The following is a 13827-nucleotide window of genomic DNA, read 5'->3' as shown; positions in this document are numbered from 1 at the left end:
AATTGCTCCTTCAGAATGTGTGCGCAGCAAGCGCTCTCACCCTCTATTCAAGCAGCTATCTTGTGTTTGGGTGACGACCGCGCACGAGGCCCGACCTACCCTCAGCGGCTGGCCTCCTACTCGCGCAGCTTCGCGCCGAACGCGCGCTCAGCCATTGCGACCCCAGCGAGCTTCGCCGCGCTCGCTTCCTCAGCTTTGAGCGTGCGGTCTTCTGCACGGAAACGCAACGCGAATGTCAGCGCACGCTTGCCCTCAGGAACCCCCGACCCACGATAGTCATCGACGATCCGGGCGTGTTCGAGCAAATCGCCGGCACCCGCCACAACCGTCGCGAGAACCGCATCAGCGGGGATCGAGAGGTCAGCGAGCAGCGTGAGATCTTGCGTGGCTGCCGGGTAAGTTGACAGTTGGCGAGTCCGCGGTTCGCGGGGCGCCACTTCGATGAGCAGCCCCAGATCGAGTTCGAATGCCGAAACCCGCCCGGGGAGGTGGAACGCCGCGGAAAGCTCGGGTAGAAGTTCTCCCGCGACACCTACTGACCGCAGTTCGCCGTCGACCAGAACGCAGAGTTCGGCCGTGCGACCTGGATGGAAGGCGCGGTGGGTGCCCTGGCGCACGACGAGCTCACATGACACTGCTCCCGCCACCACTCGGGCGGCATCTAGCGCGTCGGCCCAGTCGGCGTCTCGGGCGGGTTGTCCGGGCTGCTTCGCGACAGCATCACCCAGCAGGATGCCCGCCGCGTGCAGCGGCTGGATCGGGATTGAAGCGTCAAGCTCAGCCAACCTCGCGTCGCTCGGTCGCTCGGCGAGCGGCGGCACCGAGTCGGTACCGAGCGAGGCACCAGCGGCGGGAGGCTCGAACACCGAGCCGAATTCCACCAACGAGAGATCGGTGAGTCCACGCGACACATTGCGCTGGGCTGCGGTTACCAGACCGGGAAGCAACGACCGGCGCAAGAACGGCGCTTCGCCGTCGAGCGGGTTCGCGAGCTTCACCGCTGCCACCTGCGTCGTGTCGCCTTCACTCGGTGCGCCGAAGCTCTCCAGCTGAGTGCGGCTGACGAACGGGTAGTTCTGCACTTCGTCGAATCCGAATGCGGTCGTCACATCAGCGGCGCGGCGGCGCAGGCGCTGCGCACGGGTGAGACCCCGCCCAGCTGGCGCCACAGGGAGTTCCGAGGGAATTCGGTCGTACCCGACGATTCGCACCACCTCTTCTACGAGATCAGCGGGCCGCGTCAGATCGCTTCGCCAGCTCGGGTGCGTCACGACGAGCACATCGCCGGAATCATGCGCCTCGACTATCACCTCGCAGCCAATCATCTCGATCGCTCGCCGAGACTCCTCATCTGAGATATCGGTGCCCAGGAGTCCGTTGACGCGCGCCAGTGGCAGTCGCACGACGGTGGGCTCGAACGGCGCCACCAATTCGGCACCGAGGGCGTCGACCGTTCCGCCTCCGAGTTCAACCAGCAAGTCAACCATGCGCTGCGCCGCAGCACGAGCCACCAGCGGATCAACGCCGCGCTCGTAGCGCTTGGAGGCCTCGCTCGGCAGCTTGTGCCGACGCAGCGTACGCGCGATCGACACCGGGTCGAAGGTCGCCGCCTCAATCAGTACATCCGTGGTGCGGTCGTCGGTCTTGGTGGATTCACCGCCCATCACCCCGGCCAAACCAATCGGCCCTGACTCGTCGGTGATGAGAAGATCCTCCGGGTGTAGCTTTCGTTCCTGCCCGTCAAGCGTGACCAGGGTCTCCCCCGGTTCGGCGCGGCGCACGGTGATACCGCCCGTGAGCTTCGTCAGATCGTAGGCGTGCAGGGGCTGCCCGAATTCGAGCATCACGTAGTTCGAGATGTCAATCTCGAGAGCGAGCGAGCGGATCCCCGCGAGTTGCAGACGCGACACCATCCACGGCGGTGTCGGGCGCGTGGGGTCAACCCCTCGCACCACCCGAGCGATGAAACCGGTCGCGCCCTTCCGCCCGCGGATCGGGGCCTGGTCGTCGAGCACGATCGGGAATCCCGATCCACGCTCGATCGAGAGGCCAAGCGCGGGATCGCGAAACTCTGCTCCTGTCGCGTGCGAGTATTCTCGGGCGACACCTCGAATCGAGAACGCGTACCCCCGGTCCGGGGTGACGTTAATCTCAACTGCGGTGTCGCGCATGCCGAGCAGCGCGAGTGCGTCTGCGCCGACTTCGGGATCGAGCCCCAGTCGCGAGAGCACGATGATGCCCTCGGAATCTTCGCCCAGCGCGAGCTCCTTCGCAGAGGCGATCATCCCGTCGCTCACGTGGCCGTAGGTTTTGCGCGCAGCGATGCGGAAGTCGCCAGGCAGCACGGCACCCGGCAAGGTCACGACAACCTTGTCGCCCGCCTCGAAATTATGGGCACCGCACACAATGCCGCGCACGTCTTCGCCGCCGTCAGCCGCCCGCTGGCCCTCGGGCGCAACACGCACCTGGCACCAGTTGATGGTCTTTCCGTTTGACTGCGGCTCAGGCTCGCGAGAAATGACCTGGCCCACGACCACCGGCCCGGTGGTTTCGAAACGACGGATCGACTCCTCTTCGAAACCGACACGCACGAGATCAGCGTGCACCTGCTCGGGCGTGGTGTCTGTGGGCAGGGTGACGTGTTCACCGAGCCATGAGAGCGGAATACGCATTAGACCAAGCCTCCGAATTGAGTGTTGAAGCGCACATCGCCTTCAACCATGTCGCGCATGTCGTTGATGTCATGCCGGAACTGCAGGGTTCGTTCTATGCCCATGCCGAAGGCGAAGCCCTGGTACTGGTCAGGATCGATGCCCGCGGCGAGAAGCTCGTTCGGATCGACCATGCCACAGCCTCCCCACTCGACCCAGCGTGCTCCGCCCTTCGCGTTGGGCTGCCACACGTCCATCTCTGCAGAGGGCTCGGTGAAGGGAAAGAAGTTCGGCCGAAGGCGAATTTTCGCTTCCTCCCCAAACATCTGACGGGCGAAGTGCTCGAGCGTGCCGCGCAGATGAGCCATGGTGAGACCACGATCGATGGCGATGCCTTCAACCTGATGAAAGACCGGGGTGTGGGTAGCGTCGAGTTCGTCAGTGCGATAGACACGGCCGGGGGCGATGACATACAGCGGAAGCTCGCGGCTGAGCAGCGAGCGCACCTGCACAGGCGAAGTGTGGGTGCGAAGCAGCAGGTGCCGCTCGGCGGGCTCGACGAAGAATGTGTCTTGCATCGCGCGCGCCGGATGGTCCGGGTCAAACCCGAGCGCATCAAAGTTGAACCACTCATGTTCGAGTTCGGGACCCTCCGCCACCTCCCAGCCCATGCCCACGAAGACCTCTGATATCTCGTCTTGCAGCTGGGCAAGGGGGTGTCGCGTTCCACTGCGCCGGCGAGTCGGTGCCTCGGTAACATCGACCGTCTCGGCGACTAAGCGAGCGGCGGCCTCTGCCGCAGCCAGCTCGACCTCTCGGGCCGAGAAGGCGCCCTCAACGCGGGCGCGGGCCTGGCCCATGAGCTTGCCCGTAGCTGCCTTCTCTTCCTTGGGCACTGCTCGCATTTGCGCATTGAGTGCGGCAAGTGCGGAGGACTCGCCAGCGTGTTCGGTGCGGGCCTGCTTGAGTTCGGCGACAGTCGTGGCTGCGGCGAAGGCGGCGAGCGCGGCGTGAACCGCGGCGTCGGCCGCGTCCTGGGTAATGGGGTTGGTCTCTGACACGTTTGCCAATCTTACCCGGCGTAGACTTGAGGGGTGGCCCGTGATCTCACCGCGCAAACGCGCGAGAACCAGAGCCGCGCGGCACGAACCGCGCGGGGCGCGCTCGGTGCGTTTGCCGCGACTCTTCTCGCAGCGGCCTCACACGCACTCGCAGGGGGCCAGGTAACGCTCCTTGCACTCGTGGCCACGGCCGTGCTTGCACTCCCACTCTGCGTGGCGCTAGCCGGGCGCGTCGCTTCCGTATGGCGGGTATCGCTCGGGGTTTCGGCGAGCCAGTTTATCTATCACTGGTCGTTCGCGGGGCTCGGTGTCGCGACTGGATCCGCGGCAACCGCCTCCCCAGAAGCCTCCGGCCACGTGCATCAACTGGGCGCGACGAGCTTCGTGCCGGCCCTCACAGAGGCCGGTGCCGCCGGATGGACGATGTGGATCGCGCACGCGCTCGCCGCGATCGCGACCATCGCACTGCTTGCGAGCGGCGAGCGCGCAATTCTGGGGCTCGGCACCTTGCTCGCTCGACTGCTGCCCACAGCCCTCCACCTGCCGGTCTCGCCCCTATCGCTTCCGGCACCACGCGGTTGGGTCTCGCGCGACCACACCCGCCGAGACTGCCTCGTCTCGCTCTCGGCGATTAGTCATCGCGGGCCTCCGGTTCGCCTCGCTCCCGCCTCCTGACCGTCGCCTCTCGCGGCGGTTATTCGCCAACCCCGGTAACCGGGAGAGAGTACATCATGAGAGCGTTCACACTCGCGCGCGTTCCCGCGCGCACGGCATCACCCCAAAAGACCACCCCGACCCGGTCGAGGATCGCCGCGATTGCCGCGGCCGGATTCGCCCTAGTAGCGCTGACCTTTGGTTCTGCAGCTCCAGCCCTCGCACACGATGAGCTGGTGGGATTCGATGTGGTCTCAGACGAAGGAACCGGCGAGGTTCAAGGGTTTTCTCTGCAGTTCAACAACGAGATCCTGGATGTCGGAGCGGAGTTCATCGCGACCGATGCCGAGGGGACCGATGCCCTCGACGGGCCACCGGTTGTCGACGGACGCACGGTCACGCAGGCGCTGCAGACACCGACAACCGCGGGAAATGTAGCAATCGCATGGCGGGTCGTTTCGAGTGACGGTCACCCGATCTCCGGGGCGCTCACACTCACCGTGGCACAAGACGGTAGCGGCACGATCGCGCTGGCCGAAGCCGGATCCCAAGCAGGCGGGAGTGACGACCAATCGGCTCCTGAAGTCACCACCCAACTTGGTGAGAATAGCGGTGGTGACACGGCCGAGACGAGTACCACCTTCACCGGGCCCTGGGTGTGGGTACTCGTGGCTGTAGGCGTGGCCGGTGTAGTTGCTGCACTTGGAGGAGCACTCATTATTGGTTCCCGGAGGCGGGCACAGACATTCGGGGACGACGGGCACACACCCGGATCCGCCCCCACAACAGACTGACACTGACAAAATAAAGGTTGTTCAACATGCGTAAGTTTTTTGTATTTTCAAGCACCGCAGCGCTCCTGATCGCGGCGCCACTACTGACAGGCTGCGCTACCGGCGCAACCCCGGCAGCAGAGGTCGCAACCACGTCCGAGGCAGCCTCGGCGAGCGAGCAGAGCGTCACCCTTGTCGATGGCTGGGCCAAGGCTGGGGAGGGAATGACCGGCTTGTTCGGCACCCTCACCAACCTCGGTGAGACTGACCTGGTTATCACCGGTGTCGTGAGCCCCGCAGCCGGAATGGTCGAGTTACATGAGGTAACCGCCGACGGCGTAATGCAAGAGATTCAGGGTGACGTAGTGGTACCCGCTGGCGGCACGCTCGAACTGATGCCCGGGGGCAATCACATCATGCTCATGCAGATGCCAGCGCCCCTGCTCGCTGGCGAAGATGTCGAGGTCACCCTGACATTTGACGACGGCTCCAGCGTCACGCTCACCGCCCTCGTGAAGGAATACGGCGGGGCTAATGAGGAATACTCTGCCGGTCACGGCGAACACTCCGAGTCCGCCGAAGACTCACACGGCATGAGCGATACCGAGCATGCCGCACACTAGTCACGATGCGCAGAACCGGAAGCGCCTAGGCCTTTCTGGCCCCGACGCCGAACGGTCGCCGCACATCGGCCGCCGCGCCCTCCTCACCGGGGGCGCGGCAGGCCTCGGTCTCGGTGCCGTGCTCGGAGCCGGGGCTGCCCTCGGCATTCCGGCGCTGCGCACAGATCCGGTGGCGGTAGCCGATGCCGCGGGCGAGGAGTCCGTTCGAGCAGCTGGCCCTGGTGGAGACTTGTGGGGCTTTGGCGGAGAGAGCCTGCCCTGTCACGGCGACCACCAGGCAGGAATCGCATCGGTCCCGGCCGCTCACACCAGGTTCGTGTCATACCGGCTGCTCCCCGAGACAGACGCGGCGGCGCTCACACGTATGTTTCGTATTCTCACCGGCGACATCGAAGGTCTAACCGCAGGGACAGGACCCCTCGCAGATCCTGAACCCGAGCTCGCGGCCCGACCGGCACGACTTACGATCACCGTCGGGGTCGGCCCCGGCTTAGTCGAGCGCGTGGACCCAACGAGACGACCTGAATGGCTGGCACCGCTTCCCGCCTTCAGTCGTGATCAACTCGACGAGCGGTTTAACGGAGGCGATCTGCTCCTCATTCTGCAGTCAGACGATCTTCTCCCGATTGCACACGCCGCTCGCATGCTCGATCGAGACCTGGGCAGTTTCGCGGATCCACTGTGGTCACAGCAGGGTTTTCGGCAGGCTCGCGGAGCAGAGAGTGACGGCACCACTATGCGCAACCTCATGGGGCAGGTCGACGGCACCGTGAATCCGTCATCGGAGGACAATGATTTCGACTCGCTCGTATGGCTGGGCTCAGAAGCCGGATGGCTCGCCGGCGGGAGCGCATTTGTGCTGCGGCGGATTCGCATGGAGCTCGACACCTGGGATCAGGTTGACCGCCCAGGCCGTGAGCAGAGCGTCGGCAGGAGGCTCTCTGACGGTGCCCCACTCACCGGTGGCGACGAGCACACCCCCGTCGACTTCGAAGCCAAAGATGCGCTCGGCTTCACGGTGATTCCCAGCGCCGCGCACGTCCGCCGCGCGCACTCAGTGGATCCGTCCGAGCGCGTGTTCCGGCGTGCGGTGAATTACACCGACGGTGACGAAGCGGGACTGCTCTTTGCGTGCTACCAGCGAGACCCGCTGCGGCAATTCGTCCCTATCCAGCAGCGGCTCGACGAGGTCGACATGTTAAACGAGTGGATCACGCACACGGGGTCTGCGGTGTTCGCGATCCTGCCCGGGTTTCGACCGGGCGGAACCCTTGCACAATCGCTTCTCGCTTAGGAGCGCTGCGCGAATGCCGTTGTGTAGAGGCAGACTGAGGCGGCAGTAGCGAGGTTCAGCGACTCGGCCTTTCCGAAAATTGGGAGACGCAGCGACCGGTCCGTGAGATCCCTCTCCGCGTCGCTGAGCCCGCGGGCCTCGTTGCCAAACACCCAGGCAACGGGGCCCGTGAGTGCCGCATCCGCGCTCATCAGGTCGTCGCCCCGTACATCCGCCGCGAGCACGCTGAGTCCCGCCGTGCGCGCAGCATCGACCGCATCCGCGAGGGTCGCAGCGGTCGCAACCGGCAAGTGAAACAGTGATCCTGTAGTTGATCGAACGACCTTGGGGTGCCACGGATCAATGCAGTCTCCGGCGAAGATCACGGCATCGGCCCCCGCTGCGTCTGCGGCGCGGAGTACCGTGCCGGCATTGCCCGGATCGCGCACCTCATGCATGATCGCGACAAGCTTAGCTCCGGCGAGAGCTTGGGCCAGGGAAACCTCTTCAATTTGCGCAACGGCCACCACCCCCTGGGGATGCACCGTCTCAGCCATCGCAGCAAGCACCGAGTCTGTCACTCGCTCGATCGGGACTCCCGCGGCATCAGCCAACCGCTCCATCTCGTGCTGCCAGGAATCGTTTCCCATGGTGGCAAAGACGGTGTCGGCCAGCTCGGGGCGGTGAATGAGAAGCTCGCGCACCGCTTGTGGCCCTTCAACGAGAAAGAAGCCGGCGAGCAGGCGATCCTTCTTCCGCGCAAGGGCTGCAATTTTGCGTACTCGGGGAGCCTTCGGATTTTCGATCACCAAACCAGCCTAGCTGGGCAAAACGGAAACGGGCCCCGCCGCTGAAGCGACGAGACCCGTTTGCCCGCGAGACGACTTATGCAGCAGCCTTCGGCGCGGAAGTATCCTCGGGAAGAGCCTTCTTCGCAACCTCAACGAGCGCCGCAAACGCGGTGGGCTCGTTGGTAGCCAGCTCGGAGAGCATCCGGCGATCCACCTCAACACCCGCCAGGCCCAAGCCCTGGATGAGGCGGTTGTAGGTCAGGCCGTTGGCCCGCGCCCCCGCATTGATGCGCTGGATCCACAGGCGACGGAAATCGCCCTTGCGCTTGCGCCGGTCGTTGTATGCGTAAACGAGCGAGTGCGTGACCTGCTCTTTTGCCTTACGGTACAGACGTGAACGCTGACCGCGGTAACCCTCGGCGCGCTCAAGAATTACGCGACGCTTTTTGTGGGCATTTACCGCCCGCTTGACTCTTGCCATTTCAGATCTTCCTTAAAAATACGTGGGTAAACCGGGTGCCTAGCGAACGAGCAGCTTCTTAGCCTGCTTCACATCACCGGGCGAGAGCACCTGGTCGGCGTTCAGGCGACGCTTACGCTTCGAGGACTTCACCTCGAGGTTGTGACGCATGCCTGCCTGCTGCTTCATGAGCTTGCCGGTGCCGGTCACCTTGAAGCGCTTCTTGGCCCCGGAGTGGGTCTTCTGCTTGGGCATCATTTCTCCTTGTTGTGGTGCGCCGCCTCGGCGACAACGTGGGTCACGACCGCGGGGGCCGTTGGTCTAGTTCGCCGATTCTGATTCGGCGGCGTCGGAGTTCTCGGCGGCCTTGCGAGTCGCCTTCTCCTCCGCTCGACGAGCGTTCTGCTCAGCTTTTGCATCGCTCTTATTCTTCAGCGGGGCGATAACCATCACCATGTTGCGACCGTCAAGGCGCGGACTGCTTTCGACCGTGCCAAACTCTACGATGTCTTCCGCGAACTTCTGCAACAGTCGTACGCCCTGCTCAGGGCGCGACTGCTCGCGACCACGGAACAAGATCATGGCTTTGACTTTGTCACCCTGCGCCAGGAACCCGATCGCACGCTTGGTCTTGGTCTCATAGTCATGAGTGTCAATTTTCAGACGAAACCGAACTTCTTTCAGCACGGTGTTTGCCTGGTTACGACGAGCTTCTTTTGCCTTCTGCGCAGCCTCGTACTTGAATTTCCCGAAGTCCATAATCTTGGCAACGGGCGGCTTCGAGTTGGGGGCAACCTCGACGAGATCGAGATCAGCATCCGCCGCGAGGCGCAGTGCATGCTCGATCGACACGACACCGACCTGTTCGCCACTGGGCCCTACCAGTCGCACCTCGGGGACGCGGATTTTGTCATTCGTACGGGGATCGCTGATCGCCGGCTCCTCTGATCTCGTGTGCTGAACTCGCCCCGGATTGGGGCATTCGCAAGGTGAGATAGTGGATCGCGCACGCGCTTTCCAACACCCTTTTCTGCTGTCGTGTACGACGGGGTGTCAACAACCCGATAACCTGTATTTCGGTGGCGGGTGGGAGTAACTCCACTTGCGAGTTCCGGGCAAAATGCCGGGAACCTCAAGAATTCTAGCAGAACCGCGCCTTTCAGCCAACCGGAGCGATTCGGACCTGCGTTTCAGAAGAGGACAGCATGAGTGAACACAACCTTTCCGCCGCAGAAGAACAGCCGATCGACGCGCAGCAGGCGGCTCGCGACATTGCGGATGTCGGGGCCGTCGAGGTCATCACGACCGCGGCCGTGCACCTGCTCAGTGCGGCAGCGGTCAAATGCGGTCTCGCCGACGATCCAGAGAACCAGACTGATCTCGATGAGGCACGCAAGCTCATCAACGCGCTCGCAGGGCTGATCACCGCTGCCGCGCCGGAGATCAGCGACATGCACGCGAGGAGCTTGCGCGACGGACTGCGCTCGGTTCAGCTTGCCTTCCGCGAAGCATCAACGTTCCCCGATGCCCCAGGTGCGGGCCCCGGCGAAAAGTGGACCGGTTCGGTGATCTAATCAATCATGCCGCTGGTCTAGGCTAAAGCGATGCCTCACGGGTCATCGCAACCAGAGAACGACGTAGGCCCTGCACCTACCGCGCAGGTGCGCGCGGGCTTTCTCGACTCTCTCGGAGTCGGGCTCGGCATCTTCCCGCTCGGCATCGCCCTCGGCGTGCTCGTCATTCAAGCCGGCTTGCCCTGGTGGCTCGCGCCAGCACTCTCGATTGGCGTCTTTGCCGGATCCGTCGAATTGCTCCTCGTGAGCATGATCGCGGCGAGCCTGCCACTCGTCACGATCGCGGCGGCAGTGCTTGCCGTGAACTTCCGTCACGTGTTTTATCCCCTCTCGTTTCCGGTCACCGTCGCTCGACCCGGCCTGGCCCGGGCCTACTCGGTGTACGCCATGATCGACGAGGCCTACGCGACCTACGTTCTTCTCCCGCGGGAGCAGAACTCATCGCGGCGTATGGTCGCGGGTCAGTTGTTCATGCAGGCCTACTGGGTGGGCGGTGGGCTCGTAGGGGTGGCGTTGGCTTCGCTGCTTCCAGAGCCCATCGAAGGGTTCGAGTTCGCATTATGTGCACTGTTCATCGTTATGACACTTGACGCAGCACGGTCGCGGCGCGAAGTTCCCTCAGTAGTGCTCGCTGGCCTCTCAGTGACCGTCGCGATATTCGCGGTGCCCGGAGCTGAACTACTCGCGTCTCTGATCATTTTCAGTGCGCTCCTCAGCCTGCGCTACGCGTGGACTCGCCGGCATCGAACCGAGAGCGAGGGCACCAATGCCTGAATTCTGGTACATGCTCGCTGCGGTCGCCCTGAGTGGCCTCATCACCCTGCTCCTGCGCGCCGTCCCGTTTGCCATTCTCAAGCCACTACGGAAATCGAAGTTTGTGCAGAAGCTCGGTCAGTGGATGCCGGTGGGCATTCTGCTGATTCTCGCGGTGGTGGTAGTGCAGGGAGAAATTGCAGCACGTCCCGAGAAGTTCTGGAGTGTGGCAGCCGCCGCTGTGGTCACCATTCTCGTGCATCTCTTCGCTGGGCGTCGGGCCCTGGTGAGTATTTTCGTTGGCACAGGTGTGTACGTACTGCTGATCAATTTCTTCTAGGCGTGCGCTCTCGGCAGCACCCTGAGCGAGTCGACGCGCGCGGCGATGACGGCACTGGAGGCCCACCTGCGCTGTGCACGGTCGATGAGCTCGTCAAGTGCCTCACGATCAAGCCCTGGCGCAAGATGAAGCACCACTTCAACTTCGGGGGCAAGAAGCCTGCACTCGGGATCGCCCGGACGTATCTCGAGCGCACGCACACGGAGGTCGTCAGCAACTGAGATCTCGAACGATTCGCGCACTCCCGGGTCTGCCCATGCTGGTACCAGGTGTTGCCCGAGCGCGAGCGCCTCGAGCGCGGTGCGGCGCACCCCGAACTCGCGCTCAACGGTTCCGGGATCCACAATGATCAGGTCAGTCTCCTCCTGAGCTGCGGCCAGCGCAACCTGCGGGCCGGGCACCGGGATCGGACGGGCCGTTGGATTCCAAGCCCCCATCGCGCGCACCGAACTGAAGACTGGCATGACACGCCGCCCGTCCGGGCCAGCAACCGTCACGATCGAAAGCTCTTGCGTTTTCTCGACGGTCCGGCCGTCCGGAGTTACTCCAATCTCGCCGGCTTCAGCGAGCAAAGGAATGAGCACCCGGCTGCCGGAGAGCTGAAGTAGTGCGTGTGCTGACGCGTCGGCGAGGGCCCTCAGATCGCGTGCCGTCGCGGCAGAGCGAAGCGCGTCGACCGCGAGCGAGAACGGGACTGGCGTCTCACCGTCATCACCCTCGAACGCTGATGCATGGTGGTCGAATGTTCTTCCTTGCCAGGGGAACCCGGCCGAATCGCTCTCGCCTCCTGGCACGAGGCTGGCGGGGACCCCCGTCGAACGGGGCGCATCCCCCGTCGAGGGAAGCCGCTTGATGGCCATGGCGTCGGCTAGCGACCAGCTACGTCGAGCGCCGCAGCGAGGGTGAATGCGCCCGCGTAGAGGGCCTTGCCCACAATGGCTCCTTCGATGCCCTGCGGCACCAGCTCGCGCAAAGTTGCTAGGTCATCCAGGCTCGACACCCCACCTGATGCCACGACAGGGCGATCGGTGCGGGCTACAACCTTTTGCAGGAGCTCCACATTTGGCCCGCGTAGCGTGCCGTCTTTCGTTACGTCGGTTACGACATAGCGCGGGCATCCCGCCTCTTCAAGCCGGTCAAGCACTTCCCAGAGGTTGCCGCCTTCTTCAGTCCAACCGCGCGCCGCGAGGGTCTCTCCCCGAACGTCAAGGCCGACAGCAATTCGCTCGCCGTACCGGCATATGACCGCCCGTGTCCATTCAGGGTTCTCGAGGGCTGCGGTACCGAGATTCACGCGCTTGGCGCCGAGCTCGAGTGCTGCTTCAAGGCTCGCGTCGTCTCGAATTCCGCCGGAAAGTTCGACCTTGACCGTTTTCGAGTGCTTAATCACCTTACGCAAGATCGCAGCGTTATTCCCACGCCCAAACGCCGCGTCAAGATCAACCAGGTGGATCCACTCGGCGCCCTGCTCGATCCAGTCGAGAGCCGCGTCAACGGGGCTCCCATAGTTTGTTTCGGTGCCCGCTTCGCCCTGCGTGAGGCGTACCGCTTTTCCATCGGCCACGTCGACCGCGGGGAGGAGTTCAAGCTTCGGACTGTTATTGAGCTCGGTCATCGTGTTCCTTCACTGAGGTTAGAGCGAATCGATCCAGTTGCGAAGCAGTCGAATGCCTGCCTCGCCTGATTTTTCAGGGTGAAATTGTGTGGCACACAGAGGGCCGTTTTCAACTGCGGCAATAAAGCGTTCGCCGTGCTCGGCCCAAGTGACCCGCGGCTTAGTTGACGGGGTGCGCCCCTCGATCGTCCACTCCGTCGCGGCGTAGCTGTGCACAAAGTAGAAACGCTCGTGTTCGATGCCATGGAACAACACAGAGCCCTCGGCGGCCTGGACCGTGTTCCAGCCCATGTGCGGCAGTCGGTCTGCGTGTAGCTGGTGAACCGTGCCCGGCCACTGCCCGAGCCCCTCGGTCTCTCTCCCGCGTTCGACACCGCAGGAGAACATTACCTGCTCTCCGACACAGATACCCAAGACCGGCCGCCCCCCGGACAGCCTCCGGTCGATCAGCTCGTCACCCCTGACTGCGGTGAGTGCGTGCATCACAGCATCGAACGCCCCCACGCCCGGCACCACCAGACCATCGGCCTGCATCACAAGTTCAGGGTTGCGTGTGAGAGTGACCTCTGCACCGGCCCGCTCGAGCGCCTTCACAGCTGAGTGCACGTTACCCGAGCCATAGTCGAGCACCGCCACAGTCTTGCGGGTCACAGCGCACCCTTCGTTGAAGGCACCCCCGCGACCAATGGATCACGCGCCTTCGCCTGACGGAACGCACGCGCAAAGGCCTTGAATTCGGCCTCGGCGATGTGATGTGGATCGCGCCCCTCGACCAGGCGGAGGTGGCACGTGAACCGAGCATTGAGAATGAGCGCTTCAAAAAAGTGGCGCACCATGCTGCCGGTGAAATGACCGCCGATCAGGTGAAACTCAAAGCCGCTGGGCTCGCCGGAGTGCACCAGGTAGGGCCGGCCAGAAATATCGACAACGGCCTGCGCAAGTGCCTCATCGAGGGGCACCAGTGCATCGCCGTAGCGGGAAATACCCGACTTATCGCCGAGAGCCTCCAGGAGGGCCTGTCCAAGTAGGATTCCGGTGTCCTCCACCGTGTGATGAATGTCGATGTGGATGTCACCGATCGCACGTACCGTGAGATCGGTGAGGGAGTGTCGAGCAAAAGCCGTCAGCATATGATCGAAGAACGGCACCCCGGTTTCGACATCTGCCTCGCCGGAGCCATCGAGGTTCACCTGCACACTGATCTGCGACTCGCTCGTATGACGCTCAAGGGAGGCGATGCGGGGGGTTGCGTTCATGAG

General features: G+C 63.6%; 17 protein-coding genes. 7 read left to right on the top strand and 10 right to left on the bottom strand.

Features of this window, described 5'->3' with window-relative positions; translation table 11 throughout:
• Positions 1-116: 116 nt before the first annotated feature.
• Entirely contained in the window at positions 117-2672 is a 2556-nt protein-coding gene (gene pheT / locus ACTNFJ_RS03370; protein ID WP_435906527.1) for a phenylalanine--tRNA ligase subunit beta, read from the bottom strand.
• On the bottom strand, positions 2672-3712 hold the full coding sequence (gene pheS / locus ACTNFJ_RS03365; RefSeq protein ID WP_435906528.1) for a phenylalanine--tRNA ligase subunit alpha: 1041 nt from the start codon (positions 3710-3712) through the stop codon (positions 2672-2674). Before pheS ends, pheT begins: the two co-directional genes overlap by 1 nt.
• 33 nt (positions 3713-3745) lie before the next feature.
• Between pheS and ACTNFJ_RS03360 the strand changes: the two genes are divergently transcribed.
• From ACTNFJ_RS03360 to ACTNFJ_RS03345, 4 genes are read left to right on the top strand one after another with little or no spacing between them, the layout of a single operon-like run.
• Positions 3746-4387, top strand: coding sequence for a hypothetical protein (locus ACTNFJ_RS03360; protein ID WP_435906529.1), 642 nt, complete (start codon positions 3746-3748; stop codon positions 4385-4387).
• 56 nt (positions 4388-4443) lie between these two features.
• The gene (locus ACTNFJ_RS03355) at positions 4444-5160 is read left to right on the top strand and encodes a copper resistance CopC family protein (protein WP_435906530.1); all 717 of its coding nucleotides are present in this window, start codon (positions 4444-4446) and stop codon (positions 5158-5160) included.
• Positions 5161-5186: 26 nt separating this feature from the next.
• Complete coding sequence (locus tag ACTNFJ_RS03350; protein WP_435906531.1) at positions 5187-5762, top strand: copper chaperone PCu(A)C; 576 nt, start codon at positions 5187-5189, stop codon at positions 5760-5762.
• The gene (locus tag ACTNFJ_RS03345; RefSeq protein ID WP_435906532.1) at positions 5749-7056 is read left to right on the top strand and encodes a Dyp-type peroxidase; all 1308 of its coding nucleotides are present in this window, start codon (positions 5749-5751) and stop codon (positions 7054-7056) included. The genes ACTNFJ_RS03350 and ACTNFJ_RS03345 overlap by 14 nt, the downstream gene beginning before the upstream one ends.
• Here the strand turns inward: ACTNFJ_RS03345 and ACTNFJ_RS03340 are convergent.
• The 4 genes from ACTNFJ_RS03340 to infC all read right to left on the bottom strand — a co-directional run bounded on the left by ACTNFJ_RS03340 (position 7053) and on the right by infC (position 9171).
• Positions 7053-7844 carry a TrmH family RNA methyltransferase gene (locus ACTNFJ_RS03340; protein WP_435906533.1) on the bottom strand — a complete coding sequence of 264 codons (792 nt, stop codon included), beginning with the start codon at positions 7842-7844 and terminating at the stop codon, positions 7053-7055. The genes ACTNFJ_RS03345 and ACTNFJ_RS03340 overlap by 4 nt on opposite strands.
• A 76-nt stretch (positions 7845-7920) precedes the next feature.
• Positions 7921-8307 carry a 50S ribosomal protein L20 gene (rplT, locus tag ACTNFJ_RS03335; protein ID WP_435906534.1) on the bottom strand — a complete coding sequence of 129 codons (387 nt, stop codon included), beginning with the start codon at positions 8305-8307 and terminating at the stop codon, positions 7921-7923.
• A 39-nt stretch (positions 8308-8346) separates the two neighbouring features.
• On the bottom strand, positions 8347-8541 hold the full coding sequence (rpmI, locus tag ACTNFJ_RS03330; RefSeq protein ID WP_433647003.1) for a 50S ribosomal protein L35: 195 nt from the start codon (positions 8539-8541) through the stop codon (positions 8347-8349).
• Between the two features lie 66 nt (positions 8542-8607).
• On the bottom strand, positions 8608-9171 hold the full coding sequence (infC, locus tag ACTNFJ_RS03325; RefSeq protein WP_435906721.1) for a translation initiation factor IF-3: 564 nt from the start codon (positions 9169-9171) through the stop codon (positions 8608-8610).
• A 320-nt stretch (positions 9172-9491) separates the two neighbouring features.
• Here infC and ACTNFJ_RS03320 point away from each other — a divergent pair, with 320 nt between their 5' ends.
• From ACTNFJ_RS03320 to ACTNFJ_RS03310, 3 genes are read left to right on the top strand one after another with little or no spacing between them, the layout of a single operon-like run.
• Positions 9492-9860: a DUF1844 domain-containing protein gene (locus tag ACTNFJ_RS03320; protein ID WP_435906535.1), complete on the top strand. Its 369-nt coding sequence runs from the start codon at positions 9492-9494 to the stop codon at positions 9858-9860.
• A 30-nt stretch (positions 9861-9890) separates the two neighbouring features.
• Positions 9891-10634, top strand: a complete 744-nt coding sequence (locus ACTNFJ_RS03315; RefSeq protein ID WP_435906536.1) for an AzlC family ABC transporter permease — start codon at positions 9891-9893, stop codon at positions 10632-10634.
• Entirely contained in the window at positions 10627-10953 is a 327-nt protein-coding gene (locus ACTNFJ_RS03310; RefSeq protein WP_435906537.1) for a branched-chain amino acid transporter permease, read from the top strand. Before ACTNFJ_RS03315 ends, ACTNFJ_RS03310 begins: the two co-directional genes overlap by 8 nt.
• Here ACTNFJ_RS03310 and ACTNFJ_RS03305 read toward each other — a convergent pair.
• The 4 genes from ACTNFJ_RS03305 to hisB are packed head-to-tail and all read right to left on the bottom strand — an operon-like array spanning position 10950 to position 13824.
• Positions 10950-11813, bottom strand: coding sequence for an SseB family protein (locus tag ACTNFJ_RS03305; RefSeq protein ID WP_435906538.1), 864 nt, complete (start codon positions 11811-11813; stop codon positions 10950-10952). The genes ACTNFJ_RS03310 and ACTNFJ_RS03305 overlap by 4 nt on opposite strands.
• An 8-nt stretch (positions 11814-11821) precedes the next feature.
• On the bottom strand, positions 11822-12568 hold the full coding sequence (priA, locus tag ACTNFJ_RS03300; protein ID WP_435906539.1) for a bifunctional 1-(5-phosphoribosyl)-5-((5-phosphoribosylamino)methylideneamino)imidazole-4-carboxamide isomerase/phosphoribosylanthranilate isomerase PriA: 747 nt from the start codon (positions 12566-12568) through the stop codon (positions 11822-11824).
• 18 nt (positions 12569-12586) lie between these two features.
• On the bottom strand, positions 12587-13219 hold the full coding sequence (hisH, locus tag ACTNFJ_RS03295; protein ID WP_435906540.1) for an imidazole glycerol phosphate synthase subunit HisH: 633 nt from the start codon (positions 13217-13219) through the stop codon (positions 12587-12589).
• A complete protein-coding gene (hisB, locus tag ACTNFJ_RS03290; protein ID WP_435906541.1) occupies positions 13216-13824 on the bottom strand; it encodes an imidazoleglycerol-phosphate dehydratase HisB in 609 nt (202 codons plus the stop codon). The genes hisH and hisB overlap by 4 nt, the downstream gene beginning before the upstream one ends.
• Between the last annotated feature and the right edge of the window lie 3 nt (positions 13825-13827).

It is taken from the genome of Leucobacter shiyiweii, from assembly GCF_052446065.1.
Classification (GTDB): Bacteria; Actinomycetota; Actinomycetes; order Actinomycetales; family Microbacteriaceae; genus Leucobacter.
The sequence above is the reverse complement of the archived record's forward strand: the minus strand, read 5'-3'. Positions and strand labels throughout refer to the sequence as shown.

Excerpts from the sequence above, each read along its gene's own strand:
- pheT (WP_435906527.1), bottom strand. The coding sequence starts at position 2,672 with ATGCGTATTCCGCTCTCATGGCTCGGTGAACACGTCACCCTGCCCACA.
- ACTNFJ_RS03355 (WP_435906530.1), top strand. The coding sequence starts at position 4,444 with ATGAGAGCGTTCACACTCGCGCGCGTTCCCGCGCGCACGGCATCACCC.
- ACTNFJ_RS03350 (WP_435906531.1), top strand. The coding sequence starts at position 5,187 with ATGCGTAAGTTTTTTGTATTTTCAAGCACCGCAGCGCTCCTGATCGCG.
- ACTNFJ_RS03345 (WP_435906532.1), top strand. The coding sequence starts at position 5,749 with ATGCCGCACACTAGTCACGATGCGCAGAACCGGAAGCGCCTAGGCCTT.
- rplT (WP_435906534.1), bottom strand. The coding sequence starts at position 8,307 with ATGGCAAGAGTCAAGCGGGCGGTAAATGCCCACAAAAAGCGTCGCGTA.
- rpmI (WP_433647003.1), bottom strand. The coding sequence starts at position 8,541 with ATGCCCAAGCAGAAGACCCACTCCGGGGCCAAGAAGCGCTTCAAGGTG.
- ACTNFJ_RS03320 (WP_435906535.1), top strand. The coding sequence starts at position 9,492 with ATGAGTGAACACAACCTTTCCGCCGCAGAAGAACAGCCGATCGACGCG.
- ACTNFJ_RS03315 (WP_435906536.1), top strand. The coding sequence starts at position 9,891 with ATGCCTCACGGGTCATCGCAACCAGAGAACGACGTAGGCCCTGCACCT.
- ACTNFJ_RS03310 (WP_435906537.1), top strand. The coding sequence starts at position 10,627 with ATGCCTGAATTCTGGTACATGCTCGCTGCGGTCGCCCTGAGTGGCCTC.
- ACTNFJ_RS03305 (WP_435906538.1), bottom strand. The coding sequence starts at position 11,813 with ATGGCCATCAAGCGGCTTCCCTCGACGGGGGATGCGCCCCGTTCGACG.
- priA (WP_435906539.1), bottom strand. The coding sequence starts at position 12,568 with ATGACCGAGCTCAATAACAGTCCGAAGCTTGAACTCCTCCCCGCGGTC.
- hisB (WP_435906541.1), bottom strand. The coding sequence starts at position 13,824 with ATGAACGCAACCCCCCGCATCGCCTCCCTTGAGCGTCATACGAGCGAG.